Source organism: Haladaptatus sp. AB643 (assembly GCF_024136975.1).
In the GTDB taxonomy this organism is placed as follows: Archaea; Halobacteriota; Halobacteria; order Halobacteriales; family Haladaptataceae; genus Haladaptatus.
In genome coordinates, this window is record NZ_JAMYJW010000001.1 from 291,813 (window position 1) to 315,105 (window position 23,293).

A 23,293-nucleotide genomic window follows, 5' to 3' on the forward strand; every position below is an offset into this window, starting at 1 on the left:
TCCCGAGGACCCTCGAAAATTCGAAGGGAACAGCCGCGCTACTCCTCGTCGCCCGATTCCGGCGTCACGTCGAACGCCGCGGGATTCGCATCCGCGACGGCGGGGAGCCGTCGGAGTCGCGGCCGTACGAGTATGTACAGCCCCGTGAATCCGAAACCGAACGCCGCCAGTCCCATCGTTGTCGTCGTTCCCATCACCTCGGCGACGACGCCGCCGACCAGCGAACCGAGCGGTAGCGTGGCACCCGAGGCGGTTCCCTTGATGGACGATATCCGAGCGAGTCGGTCGGCCGGAAACACGGTCTGGTTCAGCGTCGCCGTGAGCACGCCGTTGACGCCCGCCGGTATCCACGCGGCTCCGAAGAGGACCACCGTGAGCGCCGCCGACGGCGCATAAACCGCGGCGAACCAACAGCACGCTCCCAGCGAATTGCCGACGAGGAGCAACCGCCCGTACGAGACGCCTTCGAAACGCGGCGCGACTACCGACCCGACGAGTCGGCCGATGCCGAGCGCACCGAGTAGCAGGCCGTAGACCGCGGGACCTCCGAGACCGTCGCCGAAGGCCGGGAGGATGGCGAGCGTCACGCCGGTCGCCAGGTTGGCCACCGCGGTCGTGAGTATCAGTTCGACGAAGACCGTTCCACGGAGGACGTCGGCCCCCGCTCGCAGGTCGGCGACGTACGAGCCGAACAGCGGTTCGTCGCCCCCTTCCGATTCGCCGGCGGTGTCCACCGCGGTGACGGTGATGCCCGCGAACAGCATCCCGGCGACGGCAAACGTGACCGAGTCGAACAGGAACAGCGTCGTCGCCCCGAAGACGGCGATGAAGGCACCGCCGAGGGCGTCGAACACCATGTCGAGTCCGAGCGTGACGGTCGCGAGCGCCGAGTTCGCCCGCGACAGTCGTCCTTTGGCCACGATACGGGGGACCAGCGTCGCCTGCATCGGCTCCATCAGCAGGTTCGCCAGCGTCAGTATCGGGACGACCATGAGCAGGACACCGACGCTCATCCATCCCATCGCCGCGGCCAGCGGGAGTGCGAGGACGACGACGCCCTGTATCACCTGTGACCCCACGAGCACGGGTTTGAGCCGTAGTCGGTCCACTATCGGCCCGGCGAACATCTGCAGGAGCCACGGGAGCAACAACAGCGAGTTGGCGATTCCCGTGAGGACGGTCGAACCGGTGAGGTCGAAGACGAGCCACAGGACCGCGACGGTGTAGAGGCTGTCCCCGGCGTTCGTCACGAACTCCCCGGCGAAGAACCGTCGGAAATCGCGATTCCGCCACAGCGACGGGTTCGTGGCGTTTGCGTCCACCGACGTTCCGCTCGCGTCGGCTGTATTCCCGTCCGCGTCCACCGTGGTCATTCGCGACCACCTCCGACGGTCGTCGATTCCGGTTCGAACCGTCCGAGGGACGGCGAGCGATGCGTCTTTCGTTCGAGCGACGATACGCTGACGAGTGAGTCGCGGCGACGTGCCGACGACTCGGTGGATATCGGCATATGCGTGTGTGTTCGGTCGAGAAACTGCGGCTACGGGATGTAGCGGAACGAAACCCGAGTGCTGCGGCTATCGGGCCCCGCTCCTCGGCGTGAGCGCGAGCGGTTCGAACACCGGACGACACGCGAACCGATGAGTCATAGAACGCTTCGTGAAAAAATCGAGTCACATCGGTCATAGTTCTGACGGTACCGTGGCACTCCAACGCACACCGATGACGGCCCCCGGAGTTCCGTTTCTGGTTCCCGCCACCGCATCGTCCGAACCGTCCACGCCAAACGCTCTTTGCCCCTGACTCACAACTGGTTCCAATGAGTACCGACAAGTGCGACGGCTGTGGGGCGGACGTGCCGATTGCGGGAGGGATTGGCAACTTTTGGACTGCGAGTCCAAAGACCACTGGCGGAATGACGCTGGAGTTCGAGGACGGCAGCGAGCATTTCCTCTGCTATGCCTGCATCGAACAGTTGCCGGACTATCCGTCGGCGGAAGACGTGGTGGCGTTGAGCGAGTGACGCGAAACCTGCCCGAGACCGGCAGGTTTTACGGCCCTCCTCGTCGTTCTACCAACAGTGAATCCCGAGCGGATTTTAGACGAGTTCCCCGCACCTTCCTTCCGTGGCAACCAGCAGGAGGCGCTATCGGACATTCGGGAAGCGTTCGAGGGGGAAAACGACGTGGTGTTGGTTCGCGCACCGACGGGGAGCGGTAAGTCCCTGCTCGCTCGGGCGATTGCGGGGTGTGCACGGCGGGTCGACGAGGCCGACCCGAGCGATTCGACAGGGGCGTACTACACGACGCCGCAAGTCTCGCAGTTGGACGACGTGGCCGAGGACTCCCTACTGGACGACCTCAAAATCATCCGCGGGAAGCGAAACTACTCCTGCATCCTGCCGGGCGAACACGACACGCCGGTCAATCGCGCGCCCTGTGCCCGCGAGAAGGGCTACGACTGCTCGGTGAGACATCGCTGTCCGTACTTCTCCGACCGCGCCATCGCCAGCAACCGGGAAATCGCGGCGATGACGCTGGCGTACTTCATGCGAACTGCTGGTTCGGAGGTGTTCCGCAAGCGCGACGTGGTGGTCATCGACGAGGCCCACGGACTCGCCGAATGGGCCGAGATGTACGCCGCCATCGACATAAACCCGCGGACGGTGCCAATCTGGGACGATATGAAGGTTCCCGAAATCACGGGTCTCGACAGGGCGGTGGAGTACGCGGAACGACTCGGCGGCACCCTCAAGCGACGAAAAGACGACCTCGTGGCGCAACCGGAACTCACGCCCGCGGAGGTCGCCCGCCGCGACCGGTTTCAGGAACTCGTCTCGGAACTGGACTGGTTCGTTGAGGATTACCGCAACCCCGACAGCGCGACGGAGTGGGTCGTGGACCAACCGGACGGGAAGGGAACCGCGATCACCATCAAACCGATGAACCCCGAGCGGTACCTCGCCCACACCGTCTGGGAGCGGGGGAACAAGTTCGCGCTCCTCTCGGCGACGATCCTGAACAAGGCGGCGTTCTGCCGACAGGTCGGCCTCGATCCGGACCGCGTCGCCCTCGTGGACGTCGGCCACACCTTCCCCGTCGAAAATCGGCCGCTGTACGACGTGACGCAGGGGAAGATGACGTACGAACACCGCGAGGACACGCTCCCGAAGATCGCGAGAACCATCGTCCGCGTCATGCAGGAGCACCCGGACGAGAAGGGAATCGTCCACGCCCACTCCTACCATATCCAGCAGAAACTCGCCGAACACCTCGACGCCTTCGGGGTCGGCGGACGAGTGCGCGCCCACGGCCGCGATTCGCGCGACGCCGACCTCGATTCGTGGAAGGCGACGGACGACCCGGACGTGTTCCTCTCGGTGAAGATGGAGGAGGCGCTCGATTTGAAGGGCGACCTCGCCCGCTGGCAGGTGCTCTGTAAGGCACCATTTCTGAACACCGGCGACTCGCGGGTCGCCCACCGACTCGAACACGGCCAGTGGGCGTGGTACTACCGCGCCGCGCTCCGAACCGTGATTCAAGCCTGCGGGCGCGTGATCCGCGCCCCGGACGACTACGGCGCGACGTACCTCGCCGACTCCAGCCTCCTGCAACTGTTCGACCGCGCCCGGACCGACATGCCCGACTGGTTCGCCGAACAGGTCGATCTGATGTCGTACCCGGACCTTCCCGAGTTCGACCCGGGAGATGCGGGCGGCGACGGTAGTATCGGCGGACTCGGCGGCGGAAGACATCGAACCGAATCGCCGAGCCAATCGACCGACGATCAGTCGCAGTCGAACTCCCAATCCAGCCAATCCTCACGCTCGCGGCGCTCCGACCGCAAAAAGAAGAGTCCGATGGCGGACGTGTGGGACACGGAGTGATGCGGGTCGCTACCGTCACGGTTCGTCGTTCATACTAGGTCGTCAATTTATTCGCTTTTGTTCCGAATCAGCGTGGAATGAACGAGACACGGCGTTCCGGTGCTGTGGGTGAAGACGGTGGCTCTCGACTGTCAGCGGCGGCCACGAAACCGACAGTAGATCGGGTACCGGCAGACGAATCGAACTACGCCAAACCGAACCGTGAAACCGACCGCGACATCCGGTGGTTCATCGTCCACGTCGCGGAACGCGAAGCCGATAGTACGATACGCTGGTTCCAAAATCCGAAATCGAACGTGAGCACACACCATGTCGTTGACCATCGAACCGCGAACCTCACGCGGCAGGTTGCCGAATCGAACACCGCGTGGCACGCCGGAAACCGGTCGTACAATCGGCATTCGGTCGGCATCGAACATTCCGGGTGGCGAAACGAAACACGGTTTTCGGACGAACTGTACGACGTCTCCGCTCGTCTCGTCCGCTGGGAAGCCACGAGATTCGACTTCCCGAAGCGGGTTCGACGCTACGACATCGCGCCCTGCGACGCGATGGACGGCGAGGGCGGTATCATCGGGCACGTACAGGTTCCCGACCCGGACGACTGCTCACGACGGGGCGGTGCCAACGGCCACACCGACCCCGGGTCGCTCTGGAACTGGGGTCGCTACGAGGGATTCGTCCGGCGCTACGACATCGAATCCGGCGAGCACGCGGTGGTATTGTCCGAGAACGCGGTTCATCGGGATACGGACGACAGTTCGGACACGCTCGACGTTCCCGGTGGTGCAGTCGGTACCGCGACTGGAACGGTCAGCGCTCACCGCGGCGAACAGCGGTACGAACTCGACTTCGACGGTCGCCCCGGATGGGTGCTTGCGACCGACCTCCTCTACGCTCGATTCGATACGGGGTCGGCGGTCGAAACGACCGGCGAATCGAGCGTCAGAGACGAACCGAGCGGTACCCGACTCGCAACCGTTCCGGAAGGTACCGCGGGAACGGTCGTGGACGGTCCGGTCGACACCGGCGGCTACCGCTGGTGGAAGGTCGCCTACGAGGGCGGCGAAACCGGTTGGTCCGCCGGGTACTGGCTCAGATGAGGGTGACCGCGTACGCCACTCCTGAGCCCAGCATCAGCAGGACGAAGAACAGCGAGATAAGCTTCTGTCGATCCATACCGGCCATATGGTGCTCGATCTGATAAGTGTTGTTGGCGATCGGTTCCGGAGCGGCCTCTTCCCCGTTCCTTTGCTGGCGCTGCAACCCGTTTAGCCGCGTGTTCTCCATCATCCGAACGGGATTGAGTAATGTTAGCACACAATCGGTCGATTGAATACGGAACGGTAGAGACCCCCCTGCATCGATGAACCCACTTGCCGCCGTCGAGACGAACGTGATCCTCTCGGGGAGAAGCGATTGGATCGGAACGGATACTGCGGAAACCCTCTCCGAGTATCCGTTGGAGTCGATCGAAACCGAGTTTCCCCACTTCGTCGGTTCCGTGGACTCCCCGAACGGGGTCGAACGACCGAAGGAGCGACATCCGGTGTTTTTCGGCTGTTACGACTGGCACTCGTCGGTACACAGCCACTGGGCATTGATCCGCCAACTTCGGCTGTTCGACGACCACCCCGCGGAGTCCGAGATTAGAGCGCGTATCGACGCTCGGTTTACGCCCGAGAACATCGAACGGGAGGTCGAATACTTCGAGGACAACCCGTCCTTCGAGAAACCGTACGGGTGGGCGTGGCTCCTCCACCTCGCCTCGGAGTTGTATCGGTGGGAAGACGACGACGCGAACGAGTGGGGGTCGGTTCTCGGGCCGTTGGAACACGAGACCGTATCCCTCGTCGAATCCGAGTTCCTCCCACAAAAACGCCCGTTCAGGGTTGGAACGCATCAAAACTCCGCGTTCGCCCTCCACTGTATTCTCGATTATGCGAGAACGACGGACAACGAGTCGTTGGAAGCGACCGTTTGCGAGACGGCAACCGAATTCTTCGCCGACGACCGCGACTACCCCGTCGAGTACGAACCCCTCGGATGGGATTTTCTCTCCCCCGCGCTGACGGAAGCGGACCTCATGCGACGCGTCTACGGCCGTTACGAGTTGGAGGCGTGGCTCGACCGTTTCCTTCCGGACGTGACTATCGCCCCCCACGATACGATTCTCGAACCCGTGCACGTGGCGTCTAATCCGGACGAAGGTGTCGCACTGCATTTGGCGGGGCTCAACGTTTCGAAGGCGTGGTGTCTGGCGGGACTCGCGTCAGCCCTCGACGGACACCGATACGCCGATGTATTCGAGCGGAGTGCCAAGCGGCATACTGAACGCGGTTTGAACCAGGCGTTCACCGACGACTACGCCGGGTCGCATTGGCTCTCATCGTTCGTGCTGTACTTGCTCACCAGAAACGACGGCGGTATCGCGCCGCCGTGATCGGTGACGAGCGTCGGGGATCACTCGACTTTCGCGTCCACCACGACGTGCCACACGCCTTCGCTGTGGCTTTTTACGCGCCGAGTATCCAGAATCTCCACGTCCCGTCCACGACTCTCGGCCGTCGATTCGAGCCGCGAAATCGGTCGTTCCCACAACCGGTTTTCCGGCGTCGTCTCGTGCATGTGAACGATGCCGCCGGGTTCGAGGGCGTCGAGCGCCGTGTCGAGATACTCGTGGGCGTCGTAGTAGCCCATGACGACGCGTTCGGCGCTCACGTCCGTCATCTCCCGGCAGTCGGCCCGGTAGGCGTCGATGCGACCCGGAACGTCGTTCAGCATGGCGTTCTCCACGAGGAACTTGAACGACGCAGGATTTCGCTCGACGGCCGTCACTTGTGCTCCTGCGCGGGCCATCGGGAGCGTGAAGTAGCCGATTCCCGCGAACATGTCGAAGACGCGTTCGTCGGGGGAGACGATTTCGCCCATCCGGGCGCGTTCGTGCTGGTTGCCGGGAGCGAACATTACCTTCCGGAGGTCGAGTCCGTACTTCGTCCCGTGTTCGGTGTGGACGGTTTCGGTGTCCCCAGTCCCCGCGATTACAGTCACGTCGGGTTCCCGGTGCTCCCCGGAAATTCCGCCCCGGGCGAGGACGGTTTCGGCCTCGCCGTGCAGGTCGAGCAGTTCCTCGCCGACATCTTCGGGGCGGGGGCAGTCGTCCAACTGGACGAGAATCACGCTGCCGATGACGGCCCACGATTTGGGTGCGCGCTGGAGTTCCTCGTCCGTCCACCCCCGCGCCGAAAGGAGCGCTTCGAGGTCGGCCCCTCGCCGTTCGGGGTCGTCCTGTTCGATGACACCCTCGATTTCGGTTTCGGTCGGCCGCTCGGTTACCGGCAGTTCGACCAGTTCTTCGTCGTGCTCGCGGACCTTTCGGGAATCGTCGTAGACACCTTCGGCTTCCAGTTCGGCGATGGTATCCTCCGCCTTCGGCTTTCGTACGAGAACGGCGAGGTCACGCATCCGGAACCACGTACAGTCCGTCTCGGCTCTTGAACACCGGCACCATCTCCGCGTCCTCGTCCATGTACGACGGTTTGGCGATCGTCTTCGTCTGGTACGTCTCGGGGTCGAGCACCTGTACCGCGTGTTCGTCCGTGACGGCGACCAGCGTCGTCTCCTCGGCGTCGTCGATGCTCCCCAACTTGCTGGCGTCGGCGGCATCCTCGTTTCCGAACTTGGCCTCGTACTCCTCGCCGGTAGTGATCCGTCGGCCCTTCAGGTTTCCTTGTACGCTCCTGACGAGGACCGGCCCGTCGTCGTCGGGACTGATGATGTCGCCGGGGGTGAACGGCGGCAGGCGGACGGCGTAGGTCACGCGATATACTCCGTTGCCGTCCTCGTCCTCCGTGACGAGGGTTTCCGCATCGGAAAAGCTCCCGCCGAACTCCTCGACCAGTTTGCTCGAAATCTTCTTGCCGATGTTGGTGGTCGAGACCTTGATGTTCAGTCCGTCGTCCGTTTCGTCCATCTCGGTGACGAAGGCGTTTCGGTCGCCCGTGGCCTCCATGTCCGCGACGATTTCGTTGGCGATTTCCTTGGCACGCTTTTCCTCCGTCGCGGTCGGCGTCCTATCGACACCTCGAACCTGGACGATGCTGGCGTAGTAATCGCCTGCGATCCGCCCACAGCGCGTACACGTCTGGCGGGCGATCATGACGGGAACCATGATTTCCTCCTCCATCAGCGTGTCACGAACCATCCCGGAGAAATAACAGTGCATCCGGATCGTGTTCGGGTCTATCTGTTCGGGTTCCACCTGCCACGACACGTCGCGGGCATCGACGTGGACGGCGAGCGCTTCGCTCACTTCCTCGATGGCGATATCGGTGTAGTCGCGTGCGCCGACGTCCACCCATCGACGGCCACGATAGACGGCACCGCACTGGGCACACACCCGAACCTCGATTCGCTCGGGGGCGTCCACGAGATCGAAGCGGTCGAAATAACAGGAATCACAGAGCTTCCGCTCGCGCGGGGATGCGGACGTCGGATACTCCCGGTCCGTGATATCGACCTCGATGGGGTCGCCACAGTTCGGGCAGAATTCGCGAGAATCGGTCATTGTCGGCTCTATGTCGTTCTCGCTTTTAAGCCTGAAGATGACGAAGACGCCGAAGATGCCGAAGCTACTGACGATGGCTCACTGAAAGACGAACTCGTCGTCGTCCACCATATCGCGCCACGAGTGGGTCGGTTCCCACCCGAGCATCGACCGGGCTTTCGCGGTCGAGAGCGCCGAATCAGTCCCCGAGATGGTGCACGAGTCGGGAACGTCGTGGAAGAACTCGGACAGCGCCCGCTCGATGGGTTCGTCGAGGTAGTTGTCTTCCGCCGAGACGATGAACGGTTCGTGGCCGGAGAAGTCCGCCGAGATGGCTCGCTCGATGGCGGTCGAAACGTCCCGAACGTCCACGTACGACCAGAAGTTCCCAGCGCCGGTGGCGAGGTTGGTTCGGGCGTCGAGGCAGTCGTACTCGTCGGGGAACTGGACCCACGACCCGCGAATCGACGCCACCGGGACGTCGTAGCGGCGGGCGACCATCGCGCCGATTTGCTCACCCACGACCTTCGACGTACCGTACGGGTCCTCGGGCCGGAGCGGATGTTCCTCGTCCAGCGGAAGGTACTCCGGAAGCGACGGTTTTCCGGCGAGTTGGAAGCCGTAGGCGCTCTCGTTCGACGCCCACGCGATTCGGGCGTTCGCCCTCCCCGCGGCCGTGAGAACGTTGTACGCGCCGACGACGTTGTTCTCGAATATCCGCATTCCAGCGTGGCGTTCGGGCGACGGAAGCGAGGCCCAGTGAACGACCGCATCCGGATTTTCGGTCGAGATGGCTTCCGCCGTCTCGACCTGTTCGGTCAGGTCGGCCGAGCGGAACGAAAGCCCTCGATACCCCCCCAGTTCCCACTCTGAACGGGAGAGACTCATGCAAGTAACGTCCCACCCTTGCTCGGCGAGGTGCGTGGCGAGCCATCGGCCGGAACGGTCGAGGCTCCCAGCTAAGACGACCGTTCCGGTCATCGATGTACCCTCGTCGGTTCAAACGAGAACATACACCGTCTAACCCGTCTCTCGGGGTAAGCGTTCCGGCCTTGACAAACGTGATACTTCTATTATTTTGGTACGTATTTAACCGCGTATAAAAATCACCCCTTCCTCGTATGCTACTTACCCGCACGCAACAACGAATGTTTAAACGGTCGGAATACCTAGACTGAACCATGGAATGGAAGGCAGATTGGGGACTTCGTGCGAGGATGGGCCTCACGATGTTCCTCCTGTTCGCCCTGTATATCGTGTTCGTTGGAGTGATGGCACATTTCTTCAATAACACTGGCATCTTCACCATGGTAATCATCGGTACCGTCGTATTCGGCATCAGCCAACTGTTCTTCAGCGACAAACTGGCGCTGTGGAGCATGGGCGCACACGAAGTGAGCGAGGACGAGTATCCGGACCTCCACGCGACCATTAGTCGGCTCTGTCAGCAGGCAGACCTGCCGAAACCGAAGGTCGCCGTCGCCGATACGCGTGTTCCAAATGCGTTCGCAACCGGACGTTCGCAGAAGAACTCCGCCGTCTGCGTGACGACGGGACTCCTCCAGACGCTGAATCAGGAGGAACTGGAGGGCGTGCTCGCCCACGAACTCGCGCACGTCAAGAACCGCGACGTGATGGTCATGACCATCGCGTCGTTCCTCTCGACCATCGCGTTCATGATCGTCCGCTGGGGTTGGCTGTTCGGCGGCGGCCGCAACAGTCGGGACGGGAATCAGGTTCCCGTCTTCGTCGCCATCGCCGCATCGCTCGTCGTGTGGATCATCAGCTACTTCCTCATCCGGGCGCTCTCGCGCTACCGCGAGTTCGCCGCGGACCGCGGCGGGGCGACGATTACGGGCAAGCCGTCGGCGCTCGCCTCGGCCCTGCTGACCATCGACGGTCGGATGGACAAGGTTCCGAAGGAGGACCTCCGCGAGTCCTCCGAGATGAACGCGTTCTTCATCATCCCCGCAAAAGCAGGCTTCATCAGCAACCTGTTCAGCACGCACCCGAGCACGGAGAAGCGCGTCGAGCGCCTCCGTGACATGGAACGTGAGATGGAGTCGTACTAACGACTCTCGGCGTCTACTAACGCCTTACGGCGTTTTGATGTAGGCGTATCCCTTCTTCGCCTGCAGTTTGGTGAGTTCGCCGACTCCGGCGGGAACGACTTCGACACCCGAAAGGAGGTCCTTTTTCGTATAATTGAACTTGCTCATGCTGTTGTGGCAGGCTTTGAACTTCACGCCCTTCTCCACGAGGGAGGTGACCTTGTCGGCCACCGTGGAGTCCTTCGAAACGAGTTTGACGCCGCCGCCGTTGGCGACGAGCGCGATCGTCTCCGTGTCCGTCGAATCGTCGTTCAGGAGGTTGGCGACGTTCGCCACCGCGTGTCCTTGATGCTCTTCCCCGTCGCTGTAGTGAAATACCGTACTCATCGTGATATCCTCCGATTCTTCGTCGGTCTCCGTCGTTTCCGCTTCCGTCGTTGTTCCTGTCGTTGTGTCGGTTTCCGTGGTGGATGTGGAGGCACCTTTCGCGTCTTCAGTCGGGCCGTTGGAGCAACCCGCGAGCGCGATGGCGGTGCCAGCACCTGTCAGTTCGAGAAACCGGCGTCGGGAATGCGTTCCCATCGGTTCCACTGACGGGTGCGAGGACCTTTATTAACAGCGACATAAGTATCGCGTCCCTTTTTCCTCCCCGCCTCCGTAGGCCTCGATATGGGATTACTCGATGGAATCCGTGAAGTGCTCGGCATCCGCGCCGAGACGGATGCTGGCCGGGCGGCCGACCCCGAGGACCTCTTCGGCATGAGCACGGCCTACGTCACGATGGAAGCCGACCTCGGCTACGAATCGGTTGGGCAGGCCGCGCTCTGTTTCTCCGAAGTCGATAGCACCGACTTCCAGAACGCGGTGGACGAGGTTCACGCCATTCTCGAAGCCGGAAAGGAAGAGACGGGAACCGAGGCGACCGCCCACGTCGACAGCCACGGGTACTCGTGGTTCGTCCTCGAAGACGACGACCCCGAGGACCTCGTGACGAGCCTCCACTTCGCGGCCGACACGTTCGTCGAGGAAGGCTACGGCTCACGCCTCCTCGCCGCGATCTTCGGCTTCGAGAACGACGGCAACTACGTTTACTGGCTGTACTCGTTCCGCCGTGGTGCCTACTACCCGTTCGCGCCGAAACGCGGGCACGAGCGCGACTCGGCCGCCGAGTTCAAACTCCAGAGCAACCTGGACGGGGAACTCGAAATCGAGTCGGACGAACAGTACTGGTATCCGCTCTGGCCTGACCACTCCGGCAAACATCCGTGGCAGTAGTTCGCACGAGGTTCCTTCTTCGTATCTAAAGGCTTTCTTTCCAATTCGATTGTCCCCTATTCCCGCCATCAATTTTCACTTTCACTCCGCTGTTAACGGGGATTTATATGATGAGGGGAACAAGGGAGAACTACAATGGCAGACGTAGACCTCGAAGCACTCCCCGGCGTTGGACCGGCAACAGCAGAGAAACTCCGAGAAGCGGGATTCGACTCCTACCAGAGCCTCGCAGTTGCGAGCCCTGGCGAACTGAGCAACACCGCAGACGTCGGCGAGAGCACGTCCGCCGACATCATTCAGGCCGCACGGAAGGAGGCCGACATCGGTGGGTTCGAGACTGGTTCGCAGGTTCTCGAACGACGCGAGCGGATCGGCAAACTCAGCTGGCAGATCGACGAAGTGGACGAACTGCTCGGCGGCGGCGTCGAGACCCAGTCCATCACCGAAGTGTACGGCGAGTTCGGTGCGGGGAAATCCCAGATCACCCACCAGCTTTCCGTCAACGTCCAACTTCCGCGTGAACAGGGCGGTCTCCACGGAAGCGTCATCTTCATCGACTCCGAGGACACGTTCCGTCCCGAGCGTATCGACGACATGGTTCGTGGCCTGCCGGAAGAAGCCCTTCAGGCCACGATGGACGACCGCGAAATCGAGGGGACGCCGGACGACGAGGAAGCGATGCAGGAACTCGTCGACGACATCCTCGACAAGATCCACGTCGCCAAGGCGTTCAACTCCAACCACCAGATGCTCCTCGCGGAGAAGGCCCAGGAACTCGCGGGCGAACACGAGGACGGCGACTGGCCCGTCCGACTGGTCTGTATCGACAGCCTCACGGCCCACTTCCGCGCCGAATACGTCGGCCGTGGACAACTCGCCACCCGCCAGCAGAAACTCAACAAACACCTCCACGACATCGACAAGGTCGGTAACCTGTACAACACGGCCATCGTGGTGACGAACCAAGTTTCGTCCAACCCCGACTCGTTCTTCGGCGACCCAACTCAGCCAATCGGTGGGAACATCCTCGGACACAAATCGACGTTCCGGATGTACCTCCGCAAGTCGAAGGGCGACAAGCGTATCGTCCGCCTCGTGGACGCGCCGAACCTCGCCGACGGCGAGGCCGTCATGCGCGTGCAGGACGGCGGTCTGAAGCCCGAATAATCGGGCGGTTCGAAAACGCGTTCTCCCCCTTGTTTTTCTTTCTCGATTCCGGGATAGCTTCCGCTCACTCGCAAATCGTCACATCGAACTCGAACGCCCGGCACCGCAAAATCGGAACTCCGTCGATTATTTCAAATCCGCCGCTTATTCCGTCGTCGTCCGCCCTTCTTCCTGCTCGCCCTCGTAAATCTCCGCACCGTCTTGAACGATTTTCTCGGCGAGCACGGCGCATTTGACCCGCATGGGGCTGATATCGACGCCGAGCATGTCGATAACGTCGTCCCGGTCCATCGCCGCAACCTCGTCCAGACTCATGCCGGGAAGCTTCTGGGAGAGCATACTGGCGCTGGCTTGGCTGATCGCACAGCCGTCGCCGCGGAACGCGACGCGTTCGATGGTTTCGCCGTCGTCTTCGAGGGAGACGTCGAATTCGAGTTCGTCGCCACAGGAGGGGTTGACTCCCTCGTGGCTGAACTGGGCATCTTCGAGTTCCCCGTAGTTTCGCGGGTTCCGATAATGGTCGAGAATCTGCTGCCGGTACATGTCCGAACCCATGCTCATAGTTGAATCTGGGTAGGAGAGATTCACCTAAAAGGATTCCGACGGTTCCGCCCCGGCGGCCGTCGAGAGTCCGTACTCCTCGCCACCCAGGTCGTCGAGGGTCGCGATCGCTCGAAGTTGCGGATGGACCAGCCAGCAGAGGGCGATGCAGAGGAAGCCGAATCCGGTGGTCGTCATGACGATGGTGTTTCCGAGTGCGTCCCCACCCACGCCACCGAGCAGCGATCCGAGGGGCATCGCACCCACGGAGGCGCTCGAAAGCACCGACGAGACGCGGCCCATCAGGTGTTCCGGAACGACGGATTGGATCATCGCTGCGAAGATGACGTTCGTCGCACCGACCGGAATCCACGCCAGGAAAAACAGTCCAAGTGTCGCCGGGAACCACCCGACGGCGACTGCGGCGAGCCACACGATTCCACCGAAGACGAATCCGCCGATGCTCAAGGTGGCGAGTGAAAATCGTTCGAGGGGTGACGCCGCGAGCGACCCGATGAGCATTCCGCCGACGACTGCGGCGAGGAGAAATCCGTACGCATCCGACCCGCCGTGTGCTTTCGCATACGCCGGGAGAACCGCAAGTGTGCTTCCGATAGCCGCGTTAACGACGAGGCTTCCGGCGAGCACCCAGACGAGTATCGATCCGCGAACGTAGTCGATACCGTCACGGAGTTGGGCGAGATAGTCGTTGAGGGCGGACGTGACATTCTCTGGGTCTTCGTTTTCGGCTTCCTCTTTCGTTTCCTCACCATCCGACTGCGATTCCGCGGCCGGTATTTTCACTCCCAGAAAGACGAGCGTCGCCGCGAGGAACGTCACCGAATCGACGAGGTAGAGGGCGATTGCGCCCATCGCCGCGATGACGATGCCGCCGAGCGCGGTGAACGCGAAATCGACCCCTTGGTAGGCGAACGAAAAGGCCGAGTTGGCTTCCACGAGTTCGTCTTTGTCCACGACGCGGGGGAGGGCGGCCTGCTCCGCGGGGTAAACGAACTGGTTGAGCAGCGAGAGGATCGGCATCACGACGAGGACGACCCACACCGTCAGCCATCCCATTGCGTAGGCCACCGGGATGGTGAGGACGAAGATTCCCTGTGCGAGTTGTGTTCCGACGAGAATCCGCCGAATCCGCCAGCGGTCCACCAGCGGTCCGGCGAGAAATTGGAGCGTCTGGGGAAGCATGGTGAGAAAGCCCGCCAGTCCCGTGTAAAACGACGACCCCCCGAGTTGGAACGCGAGCCACATCGCCGCGACGGCGTACGCACTGTCCCCCGCATTCGTGATCAACCGACCGAGGAACAGCCGACTGAAGGTCCGATTTTCGAATAGAGAGCGCATGAAACGAAACTGGAGGGGGAGCGAGATATATGATTCCAGAAATACAGTTCTGTTGCGGAAATATCCGAAACTGAGTTCTGTAAGATGATTGTCACTCCCCGACGTGAACGGCGAGTTCCTCGTCCACGGTCAGCGTGAGTTCGTCGCCGTCGAGTGTGACGATGCATTCGGCAACGAGCGGGTCTTCCGAGACGAGACGTTCGTTATCCCCGCTGAGCCATTCGAGTTCCCAGACGGTCGCTTTGGTGAGGTCGATACCGTGGTCGTAGTGGAACGCGACCACCGCCGGATGTCGGAGGAGATACGTCCCGAGATTGCCGGATGCGCGGTCCCCACAGCGCTCGCAGACGAATTCGATGCCGACCTCTTGGTCGCTGTAGAAATACTCCGACTCGGTGATGAGCGACCCGATAGTCTTCCCGGAACACCGAAGACAGACGCCGTCCGCCATGAGCGAAAAAACGTTGAGGAGCCAGCGCTCGAACGTCCTCTGTAACTCCGACTCGTCGCGTCCCTCGAACGCTCCCGGTGGTAACCCGAACGTCGATCGATCCTCGTCGCACGTTTCACAGCGAATCGTGACACGTTCCTCCTCGTACGTCGCGGTCAGTTCCGTCCCGCAATCCGGGCAGTTGGCGTCGAGTTCGAACCGCTCCGTCTCGGCACGCTGTGTGTAGGTCCCCGAGAGAATCGCGCCGATGACTTGTGACCCCGCAAACGTGAGTTCGTACTTCCCGTCCACCTGCCGGACGAACAGGCCGACGAGTTTGTTCAGATGGTAGTTGAACTGCCCGCTGTCACGGATTTCGACTCGGTCGTGGAGGTCGGAAAACGACAGCGGTTCGTCCGCCTTCCAGAGGGCCTGAATGATTCCGATACGGGTGTCGTTTCCGAGCAGTGAGAACGCTTGCTCCGGGGACACCTCTCGCTCGTCCGCGTCCATGCCCCGTCATCGGTCCGGGCGCGTGAAATACTTTTCAACACTACCCCGTCCAGTCCTCACCCCATCCACGTAACCGATTTCACGACAACTGCGTCACGCCGTCGCCGACGCGAATTTCGCCGGATTCGACGATACTGGCGCGAAGCCCGCCGCGGTGGACGAGCGCCGCGAGCGTTCCCTTTTCGGTCAGCGACTCCAGATGCGAGCAGGGTTCACAGAGTTCGACGCCCTCGCAAATCGCGTCGCCGACGCGGAACCGCTTCCCGACGAGGTGATTCAGCGCGGCGTTGCGCGTCGTCACGTTGCGACGGTGTTCCCCGGGTCCGAGCGCGATTCCGGTCTCCGCCTCGATGGCGTCGAGCGCTTCGGTTTCGATGAGCGTGATGTCGTCGCCGGACGTATCGGGGTCGAAGTGACGGTCGCCGCGGAGTCCCGACCCCGCTACCGCTTCGACCGCATCGACTTCGTCCGTCTCCGCCGCCGACTCGTCCGCGATGTGAATCGCCTCGATTTCGCCGATTCCGTCCATGCACGCTGATTGCGTGCTGACAGTATAAATTCGTGGTAGACGAGGATGCTCCCGCGAGCGCTCGCTACGGCTTCGTCTCCAAGGAGTCGATAGTCTCGTAGACGTACTCCCGGAACCCGCGAGCGGTCCGAGCCGCTTCTTGCCCGGTCTGCTGGCGCTGGAGGAAGAGCGACCGGAAATAGGAGACGGCGTTCACCATCCAGTAGAGTTCCCGCCGTCGGTCGAATCCCGCCGGTAACGAACGAACCGATTCGTAGCCGGTACGAAAGGCCTCGGCCAGCGCGTCGTTCGTCCCGCTCGGTCCCGTAAAAATCGGAAGCGCCGTCCGCCAGTAGTCGTACTCCCCCGGGGCGACGATAGCGTGTTCGAAGTCGATGACACACGTCACCTCGTCACCGTCGGTTCCCACGTGTTCCGGAAGGAAGTTGCCGTGACAGAGGACCGGGTCGCCCGCCCCGTCGAACAGACCCGGATTCTTCCGGACGAATTCGAGCGCGTCGGTTGCCACGTCACCGTAGCCGAACGGTTCGACGAACTCGCGCCGGGACGCGAGAAACTCACAGACGGTCCCGTGCCACGTCTCGTCGGCGTCGAGTGCGAGGTCACCGTCGTCGTTCCGAAGGAACCCCGTCGCCTCGAAGGCCGTTTCGTCGTGGAGCGTCGCCAGTCCGGCACCCATGGCTCGGGCGCGTTCCTCGTCCACGCCCGTCTCCTCCGGCACTTCGTCGTGCCATTCGGCGATGAAATAGTCACTACCCACTCCCAGAATCTCGGGGACCGGAATCGACGTATTCCTTGCGACGTGACGGATGACCTCGGCTTCGACGGCTGGATTACCGTCCGAACTCCGTGCCCGTTTGCAGACCGCTCGCTTTCCATCCACCCGAACCTCGTGCGTGACGTGTGGCGGTATGTCGTGTAGCTTCCGGACGACTTCGTACTGTTCTGCGTGCGATACGAGTCTTTCACGTACATCGCGTACGTCTCGTTCGTCTTCTTGCATGATGTTCGTCGCGTGACGTGCGACGACCGGTCGAGGCGAGCAGTCCGATTCGTGCGCGGGCGCTGTCGCTCCGACCGAAAAATGGACAGCTCAAAAATGAATGTCGGTCAACTTAATACTTTTCCAACTACTGTTCGACCCGTGACCGAACTCACGTTGGCGGACTTTCGGACGGTATTCGGTCTGGTCCTCCTGTTGATGGTTTTCGAGTGGCTGATGACCGGAGATGGTGAACTTCAAACGCTCGCTACTTCGATTGGAGGAACCATCGTGTTTCTCGCCGCCTTCTTCATCGTCGGCCTGCTGTTTCTCTATCTACAACGGCAGGACGCGTGGTGAACGGTGGGCGATCTCGACCGTCGAAAAAGTCGCCTATCCAGAAACCAACCAAACTTCGGAATCAAGCATCCGCGCGAACACAGTGAGCGCGGTTCACCGACGGCGAAACGAAGTGAGCCGTCGGCCTTTTTAGCGTAGATTTTTGCGAGCGGTTCGACGAGATGCGCGAAGCGCATCGAGGAGGACCCGAAGTAAAAAGGTACTACTCGAAGGCGGCGATGCCGGTGAGATCCTGTCCCAGAACCAGCGTGTGAATGTCGTGGGTGCCCTCGTAGGTGTACACCGTTTCCATGTTCGCCATGTGGCGCATCGGCGGGTAGTCGGTGGTGATGCCGTTGCCGCCGAGCATCTCGCGGGCGACGCGGGCCTGGTCGCGGGCCATCCGGACGTTGTTGCGTTTGGCCATCGAGACGTGTTGTGGACGGAGGTCGCCGCGCTCTTTCAACTCGGCGAGGCGGTGAACCAGCAGTTGGCTCGTCGTGATTTGGGTCGCCATCTCGGCCAGTTTGTCCTGCTGGAGTTGGAACCGGGCGATGGGGCCGCCGAACTGGTCGCGTTCGGTCGCGTAGTCGCGGGCCGTTTCGAAGCAGTCGCGGGCCGCGCCGATCGCCCCCCACGCGATGCCGTAGCGGGCCTGCGTGAGACAGGAGAGCGGTCCCTTCATCCCGGTGACGCCGGGGAGGACGGAATCCTCGGGAATCGTGACGTTCTGGAGGCTGATTTCGCCCGTGATGGACGCACGGAGCGAGAGTTTGTCGCCGATCTTGTTCGTCGTCACGCCGTCGCGGTCGGTCTCCACGAGGAAGCCGCGAACTGGCGAGTCCTCGGCCGAGCGGTCACGCGCCCAGACGACCGCCACGTCCGAAATCGGGGAGTTGGTGATCCACGTCTTCGAGCCGTTGAGGACGTACTCGTCGCCCTCCTTTTCGGCGTAGGTTTCCATTCTCGACGGGTTCGACCCGTGTTCGGGTTCCGTCAGGCCGAAACAACCGACCGCTTTCCCCTCGCCGAGGTCGGGGAGCCAACGGTCCTTCTGGGCCTCGGACCCATAGGCGTGGATGGGGTACATCACGAGCGCGCCCTGCACGCTCGCCATCGAGCGCAGGCCGGAGTCACAGGCTTCGAGTTCCTGCATCAGTAGGCCGTAGGCCGTCTCGCTCAGGTTCGGCAGGCCGTAGCCGTCGAGGTTCGGCGCGTAGAAGCCGAGTTCGCCCATCTCGGGGATGATCTCCTCCGGAAACGTTCCCGCCTCGAAGTGATCGCCGATGTCCGGTTTGACGTGCTCCTCCACGAACTCGCGGGCGGTGTCCCGAACCATCCGTTCTTCCTGTCCGAGGTCGGCCTCCAATTCCACGTAATCGAGCATGCAAAACTCTCCGGAGGGGAGGCTAAAAAGCCCTCCTACTCCGGGGAAGCACGACGGAAATAAACGGTGCCGAGGCTGTTGACCGACGTTCGACCGTACGCGTTGCTATGAACGGAATACGTCATCCGCAAAATGGCATTATTCCGGCGTCGGCACCGCGTCATCCCGTGCGACGGCGATGTCGAGGTAGGCGTCGGCTTGGTCGGCGTGAATCCCTTTGTCGATGAGACCGCGTTCCTCGTCGTACTGGACGAGCCCAGCCATCGCCAGTTTCGGCAGTTGGGTGTGCTGGAGTGACATGAGGACGTTGCGACGGTGTTCGTCGGAGACGAGGTCGATGGATTTGTCCATCTCCCATGCAGCGACGGTGTCTACGATGGTGTCGAGGGTGACCGGCGCGTCCTCCGACCGCAGATTGTGAAGGATGTAGCGACTTCGACGGGACGCGAGGGCGTCGAAGAGGGCGTCCTGTGAAAGCGGTGGGACGTCCGTACTCGGCCCCGCTGGCGAGGCGGTGGCGCGTGAAGAACCACCGTCATCGTTTGTCGTCTGGTCTGCCATATGGACTAACACACGGCGGACGAGGGTTACTCTGGTGGTTCAGTATTCAGGCTATTTATCTCCCTATCGATAATGAAGCTCAGTCGGCGGCGGGTTCCTGCACGTCACGAACGTACTCCGTGAAGTTCTCGAAGACGAGCTTCGTCTCGCAGGCTGCCGTGAAGTTCTCCTCGTTGATCCCGTCCAAGACCTTCTGAAGGCGTTCCTCCGCGAGGTCCTTGCCCCGCGTGACCTCCTCGGCGGTGTCGGTATCGTACTCGGGATGGAACTGGAGTCCGAACACGTCCCCCTTTCGGAAGCCGTGGTTCGAGTATTCGTTTTCCGCGATGGACGTCGCACCTGGCGGGAGTTCCGCGACTTCGTCCGAGTGGGTCGTGAACGCGGTAAACTCGCGGTCGATTCCCTCGAACAGCACCGATTCGCCGGTGTGCTCGACGATTCGGTAGCCGATTTCGTACTCGCCCATATCACGAACGTCGCCGCCGAGAACGTCGGCCAGCAGTTGATGGCCGTAGCAGATGCCGAGCATCGGCATTCCGGTCTCGATGGCGTCGTCCACCCACGATTTCAGGGGTGAAATCCAATCTTCGTCCCAGTACACCGACGCGCGCGACCCGGAGATGACGGCCGCGTCGAAGTCGAAACTGTCGGGAAGGTGGCGTTCGGTCGCGTCGAACTCGACGAGGTCCGCGTCGAGTTCGCGACGGAAGTTTCGCCGCGTGTTCGTATCGCCGTGTGCGGCGTTCAAAAATGCGATTCGGAGCCGACTCATTCGCCTACAGATAGCAACTCGATCCCTCAAATGCGTTTCGTTAGCGGGGATTTCGCCGCTGTCTACCCGCCCTCGGAGTTCCACGTCCCAAACCGTCGGCGTAGCTCACCCCGGTCGAGTTCGCCGCTCGAATGCCGAGGAAGCGACGGGACCGATTCGATGGATCGTGGCACTTCGTGCGCCGCGAGTCGTTCCTCCGCGAACTCCCTGAGTTCACCCGGCGAAACGTCCCCGACGACGAGTGCCTTCGGTGCTATCCCTCCAGTCTCCGCGACGGTTTCGACGATGCCCGCCGCGCGAACGTCCGGATGTGATTCGAGCACCGTCTCGACTGCCCAGGGATGGATCGGTTCCGCTCCACTTTCGATGGCTTCGTCGTCCGCGACGAGGACGTAGCCGTTCGACTCGTTCGAACCCTCCGAGTCCTTCGGTCCACGTCGAAACACGTCGCCCGTCGGCACCCACTCGCCGAACGCCTCGCCGTCGAGGGACCCGCTGGCCGTCGCCGGACCGCTGACGAACAGTTCACCGATCTCCTCGTCCGTTTTCGCCCCGTCTCCGATTCGAACCGCATAGCTCGGAAACGGATAGAGCGTCCCTTTCGATCCCGACGACTCGCGGAGGACGTTCGGGCCCGTCTCCGGGTGGCCGTAGACGCGGAGCAGTGGAACCGGGAACGCTTCGCGCACGTCCGGCGGCACGTGGCCGCGGGTCGCCGCCCAGTCGAGCGACGAGCGGTTCGTCAGCGACCCTTCGTCGACCAGTTCGCGGAACTCGGTCGGGCCGCCCTCCATACAGGTCACGCCGTGGCTCTCGATCGCGAACAACGCGTCCGCCGGGTCGAACGCACGTCGGAGCACGACTCGGCCGCCGACCGTGAGGAGCGGGAGTGCGAAGCCGAGCAAACAATCCGGGAGCGACAGCGGGCGTACGGTGAGTGTACAGTCGTTTCTGCCGAGTCCCCAGCCAGCGGTGGCCGCGCGACAGTTCCATTCCACCGCCCGGTTCGACAGACTGACGACTCGTGTTCCATCCTCGGTGTGAACCAGCAGGGCGGTGTCCAACTCGTCTTTTCGGCTTCCATCCCACTCGACCGATTGGACGTCACTCGGCGTCACGCGGTCGAACTCCTCGAACGAACGGGCGTCGAACTGCCGAACGAGATCGCGCTGTGCCGACTCGAACAGCACGAGGTCGGGATCGATTTGCGCCATCGGTTCCGAGACGGTAGCCGGTGTCAAGTGATGTGAAACGGGTGCGAACACGCCGCCGACGCGATGGACGGCGAACAGGAAAACCAGGACTTCGACGCGATTTCTGGAGACGAGAGCTACCCTATCCCCGTGTCCGACTTCGAGCGCAGTGAGTCGGCCCGCTGCCGTCTCGACGCGCGCTGCCAGTTCGGCATAGGAAACCCGCTCGTCCCCGTCCACGATCGCCGTCCGATCTCCCCAGCGATCGGCGTGTCGCTTCGATGCGAGCGACATACCCCCTCTGCGACGCGAGAGGGGTTAGCAGTTCGGGGTCGAAGCGATGTTTCTCGAACCTATCATGTATGTGTCAGAACCATATAAAATAGGTTAATAAGCAAGTCCTACAATGTCATTCACGGACAAAATGACACAGGATAGTGAAACCGATACGGAGGACGTCCTCGTCGAGTGTGATGAGTGCGGAAAGCAGGTACTCTCGGTTTATATCGAAGACGGGACGTGCGACGAGTGTCGGATCGAATAGTTTGGGATCGGTAGCAACGGGTTCGGTTCGACGCGTACCGGTTAGTCGAACGTCTCGTCAGCGTGTCGGGCGAGGAAGTCGAGCAGTGCGTCGTTGACCGCCTTCAAGTGCTCGACATGAACGAGGTGTGGCGCGTCCTCGAACGTCACCAACTCGCCGCGTGGCAGTCCATCGGCCAGTTTCTTTCCGGCCTCCACGGGGATCACTCGGTCGTCGGTGCCGTGACAAACGAGTGCTGGCGTCGTGATTTCGTACAGTTCGTCGCTCACGTCGAACGCCTCCAGCGCCGCGAACTGGGAACGCTGAGCGGGGAGGGAGGCGTCGTCCGCGAGCCGCCACTCCATCACGTCCTCCAGTCCGGCCGCGAACGCTTCCTCGCTCACGGCCGGTCGGAGCGACTCGTGAAGCGCGTCGGGCGTCTTTTCGGCCAGCAGGCTGTCCCGAACGTCCGGCGTGAGGGAGGACCCGTCCGCCGCCGTGCCGATGAGCGTCAGCGTCTTCGCGCGCGAGAACTCCTTCGCGTAGTGGAGCGCGACCATCCCACCCAGTCCGGCACCGACGAGGTGGGCTTTTCTGACGCCGTGGTCGGCCAGCACCGCATCCAAATCACCCGCCATCTCCGCGACCGAATACGGGCCGTCGGGCGCGTCGGACTTTCCCGTCCCGCGGTGGTCCCACACCAGCGACTCGAACGGCCCGGTGACGGCGGCGTGTTGCCACCCCCACTGCCATGCGCCGTAGGCCGCATCACCCACGAACGCCACCGTATCGTGTTTCGAAGACCCGTCCGTCTCGTAGTAGATCGAAGTTCCATCGTGTTCCGCGAAAGGCATCTCTGTCGAGTGTAGGTGGTTCGTGCGTTTCAAATCGTCCGTTTCGAACGCGACGAGAGATAGGTGTTGGTTATCCCTATAATCGACTCTCCTTTACTGTTTTCTACGGACATGTGCTGGATGTCTGGTGGTATCGTGTCCGACTTCGACAGCAACCAAGTTGCTAGGAAGCAGACCCCGAAAGCACCCTCTTGGTCACGCTCGCAGTGCTCGCGTGACGTCGTCAGAGCAACGCTCCGACTGAACTCGCTACGAATCGGTGCGGTTGGGTAGCTGGGATTTCAGTAACCGAGCCTCACCATACCGCAACGCACCACGAACCTCCCCAGCCGATTCCTCGCTGACGCTCGTCATCCCTCGCGCCACTCGGCCGGACGAACTGGCCG

At 62.1% G+C, this 23,293-nt stretch carries 24 protein-coding genes; 8 read left to right on the top strand and 16 right to left on the bottom strand.

Features of this window, described 5'->3' with window-relative positions; genetic code table 11:
- Positions 1 to 38: 38 nt before the first annotated feature.
- The gene (locus tag NKF25_RS01500) at positions 39 to 1,373 is read right to left on the bottom strand and encodes an MFS transporter (RefSeq protein WP_253224973.1); all 1,335 of its coding nucleotides are present in this window, start codon (positions 1,371 to 1,373) and stop codon (positions 39 to 41) included.
- Between the two features lie 446 nt (positions 1,374 to 1,819).
- Between NKF25_RS01500 and NKF25_RS01505 the strand changes: the two genes are divergently transcribed.
- The 3 genes from NKF25_RS01505 to NKF25_RS01515 all read left to right on the top strand — a co-directional run bounded on the left by NKF25_RS01505 (position 1,820) and on the right by NKF25_RS01515 (position 4,989).
- Entirely contained in the window at positions 1,820 to 2,023 is a 204-nt protein-coding gene (locus NKF25_RS01505; RefSeq protein WP_253224974.1) for a hypothetical protein, read from the top strand.
- Positions 2,024 to 2,080: 57 nt separating this feature from the next.
- A complete protein-coding gene (locus tag NKF25_RS01510) occupies positions 2,081 to 3,886 on the top strand; it encodes an ATP-dependent DNA helicase (protein ID WP_253224975.1) in 1,806 nt (601 codons plus the stop codon).
- Between the two features lie 77 nt (positions 3,887 to 3,963).
- Positions 3,964 to 4,989, top strand: a complete 1,026-nt coding sequence (locus NKF25_RS01515) for a peptidoglycan recognition family protein (protein WP_253224976.1) — start codon at positions 3,964 to 3,966, stop codon at positions 4,987 to 4,989.
- Here the strand turns inward: NKF25_RS01515 and NKF25_RS01520 are convergent.
- Positions 4,982 to 5,179 carry a hypothetical protein gene (locus NKF25_RS01520; protein ID WP_253224977.1) on the bottom strand — a complete coding sequence of 66 codons (198 nt, stop codon included), beginning with the start codon at positions 5,177 to 5,179 and terminating at the stop codon, positions 4,982 to 4,984. The two genes, NKF25_RS01515 and NKF25_RS01520, sit on opposite strands and share 8 nt — an antisense overlap.
- A gap of 73 nt (positions 5,180 to 5,252) precedes the next feature.
- On the opposite strand from NKF25_RS01520, the gene NKF25_RS01525 reads away from it, so the two are divergent.
- Positions 5,253 to 6,329 carry a DUF2891 domain-containing protein gene (locus NKF25_RS01525; protein WP_253224978.1) on the top strand — a complete coding sequence of 359 codons (1,077 nt, stop codon included), beginning with the start codon at positions 5,253 to 5,255 and terminating at the stop codon, positions 6,327 to 6,329.
- Between the two features lie 20 nt (positions 6,330 to 6,349).
- Here the strand turns inward: NKF25_RS01525 and NKF25_RS01530 are convergent, their stop codons facing one another.
- The 3 genes from NKF25_RS01530 to NKF25_RS01540 form a co-directional block, all read right to left on the bottom strand.
- Complete coding sequence (locus tag NKF25_RS01530; RefSeq protein WP_253224979.1) at positions 6,350 to 7,351, bottom strand: class I SAM-dependent methyltransferase family protein; 1,002 nt, start codon at positions 7,349 to 7,351, stop codon at positions 6,350 to 6,352.
- Positions 7,344 to 8,453, bottom strand: a complete 1,110-nt coding sequence (locus NKF25_RS01535; protein ID WP_253224980.1) for a 60S ribosomal export protein NMD3 — start codon at positions 8,451 to 8,453, stop codon at positions 7,344 to 7,346. Before NKF25_RS01535 ends, NKF25_RS01530 begins: the two co-directional genes overlap by 8 nt.
- A 78-nt stretch (positions 8,454 to 8,531) precedes the next feature.
- Positions 8,532 to 9,413 carry an NAD(P)-dependent oxidoreductase gene (locus tag NKF25_RS01540; RefSeq protein WP_253224981.1) on the bottom strand — a complete coding sequence of 294 codons (882 nt, stop codon included), beginning with the start codon at positions 9,411 to 9,413 and terminating at the stop codon, positions 8,532 to 8,534.
- Between the two features lie 200 nt (positions 9,414 to 9,613).
- Here NKF25_RS01540 and htpX point away from each other — a divergent pair, with 200 nt between their 5' ends.
- Positions 9,614 to 10,504, top strand: a complete 891-nt coding sequence (htpX, locus tag NKF25_RS01545; protein WP_253224982.1) for a zinc metalloprotease HtpX — start codon at positions 9,614 to 9,616, stop codon at positions 10,502 to 10,504.
- Positions 10,505 to 10,528: 24 nt separating this feature from the next.
- Here the strand turns inward: htpX and NKF25_RS01550 are convergent, their stop codons facing one another.
- Complete coding sequence (locus tag NKF25_RS01550; RefSeq protein WP_253224983.1) at positions 10,529 to 11,065, bottom strand: DsrE family protein; 537 nt, start codon at positions 11,063 to 11,065, stop codon at positions 10,529 to 10,531.
- 87 nt (positions 11,066 to 11,152) lie between these two features.
- Between NKF25_RS01550 and NKF25_RS01555 the strand changes: the two genes are divergently transcribed.
- Positions 11,153 to 11,758, top strand: a complete 606-nt coding sequence (locus tag NKF25_RS01555) for a hypothetical protein (RefSeq protein ID WP_253224984.1) — start codon at positions 11,153 to 11,155, stop codon at positions 11,756 to 11,758.
- A 135-nt stretch (positions 11,759 to 11,893) separates the two neighbouring features.
- Positions 11,894 to 12,925, top strand: a complete 1,032-nt coding sequence (gene radA, locus NKF25_RS01560; RefSeq protein WP_253224985.1) for a DNA repair and recombination protein RadA — start codon at positions 11,894 to 11,896, stop codon at positions 12,923 to 12,925.
- Positions 12,926 to 13,069: 144 nt separating this feature from the next.
- Here the strand turns inward: radA and NKF25_RS01565 are convergent, their stop codons facing one another.
- The 5 genes from NKF25_RS01565 to NKF25_RS01585 form a co-directional block, all read right to left on the bottom strand.
- Positions 13,070 to 13,486 (bottom strand): iron-sulfur cluster assembly scaffold protein, encoded by a 417-nt coding sequence (locus NKF25_RS01565; RefSeq protein ID WP_253224986.1) that lies wholly within the window; start codon positions 13,484 to 13,486, stop codon positions 13,070 to 13,072.
- 27 nt (positions 13,487 to 13,513) lie between these two features.
- On the bottom strand, positions 13,514 to 14,824 hold the full coding sequence (locus NKF25_RS01570; protein ID WP_253224987.1) for an MFS transporter: 1,311 nt from the start codon (positions 14,822 to 14,824) through the stop codon (positions 13,514 to 13,516).
- A gap of 91 nt (positions 14,825 to 14,915) precedes the next feature.
- Entirely contained in the window at positions 14,916 to 15,767 is an 852-nt protein-coding gene (locus NKF25_RS01575) for a helix-turn-helix domain-containing protein (protein WP_253224988.1), read from the bottom strand.
- Positions 15,768 to 15,846: 79 nt separating this feature from the next.
- A complete protein-coding gene (locus NKF25_RS01580; protein WP_253224989.1) occupies positions 15,847 to 16,296 on the bottom strand; it encodes an MOSC domain-containing protein in 450 nt (149 codons plus the stop codon).
- A 64-nt stretch (positions 16,297 to 16,360) separates the two neighbouring features.
- A complete protein-coding gene (locus tag NKF25_RS01585; RefSeq protein WP_253224990.1) occupies positions 16,361 to 17,299 on the bottom strand; it encodes an aminoglycoside phosphotransferase family protein in 939 nt (312 codons plus the stop codon).
- A gap of 141 nt (positions 17,300 to 17,440) precedes the next feature.
- Here NKF25_RS01585 and NKF25_RS01590 point away from each other — a divergent pair, with 141 nt between their 5' ends.
- Positions 17,441 to 17,638 (top strand): hypothetical protein, encoded by a 198-nt coding sequence (locus NKF25_RS01590; protein ID WP_253224991.1) that lies wholly within the window; start codon positions 17,441 to 17,443, stop codon positions 17,636 to 17,638.
- Positions 17,639 to 17,840: 202 nt separating this feature from the next.
- Here NKF25_RS01590 and NKF25_RS01595 read toward each other — a convergent pair whose 3' ends face one another.
- From NKF25_RS01595 to NKF25_RS01615, 5 genes are all read right to left on the bottom strand, one after another.
- Positions 17,841 to 19,004 carry an acyl-CoA dehydrogenase family protein gene (locus tag NKF25_RS01595; protein WP_253224992.1) on the bottom strand — a complete coding sequence of 388 codons (1,164 nt, stop codon included), beginning with the start codon at positions 19,002 to 19,004 and terminating at the stop codon, positions 17,841 to 17,843.
- Between the two features lie 138 nt (positions 19,005 to 19,142).
- Positions 19,143 to 19,565 (bottom strand): hypothetical protein, encoded by a 423-nt coding sequence (locus tag NKF25_RS01600; RefSeq protein ID WP_253224993.1) that lies wholly within the window; start codon positions 19,563 to 19,565, stop codon positions 19,143 to 19,145.
- A 79-nt stretch (positions 19,566 to 19,644) separates the two neighbouring features.
- Positions 19,645 to 20,337: a type 1 glutamine amidotransferase gene (locus tag NKF25_RS01605; protein WP_253224994.1), complete on the bottom strand. Its 693-nt coding sequence runs from the start codon at positions 20,335 to 20,337 to the stop codon at positions 19,645 to 19,647.
- A gap of 62 nt (positions 20,338 to 20,399) precedes the next feature.
- Positions 20,400 to 21,824 carry an AMP-binding protein gene (locus tag NKF25_RS01610; protein WP_253224995.1) on the bottom strand — a complete coding sequence of 475 codons (1,425 nt, stop codon included), beginning with the start codon at positions 21,822 to 21,824 and terminating at the stop codon, positions 20,400 to 20,402.
- Positions 21,825 to 22,115: 291 nt separating this feature from the next.
- A complete protein-coding gene (locus tag NKF25_RS01615) occupies positions 22,116 to 22,907 on the bottom strand; it encodes an alpha/beta hydrolase (RefSeq protein WP_253224996.1) in 792 nt (263 codons plus the stop codon).
- Positions 22,908 to 23,293: the final 386 nt, after the last annotated feature.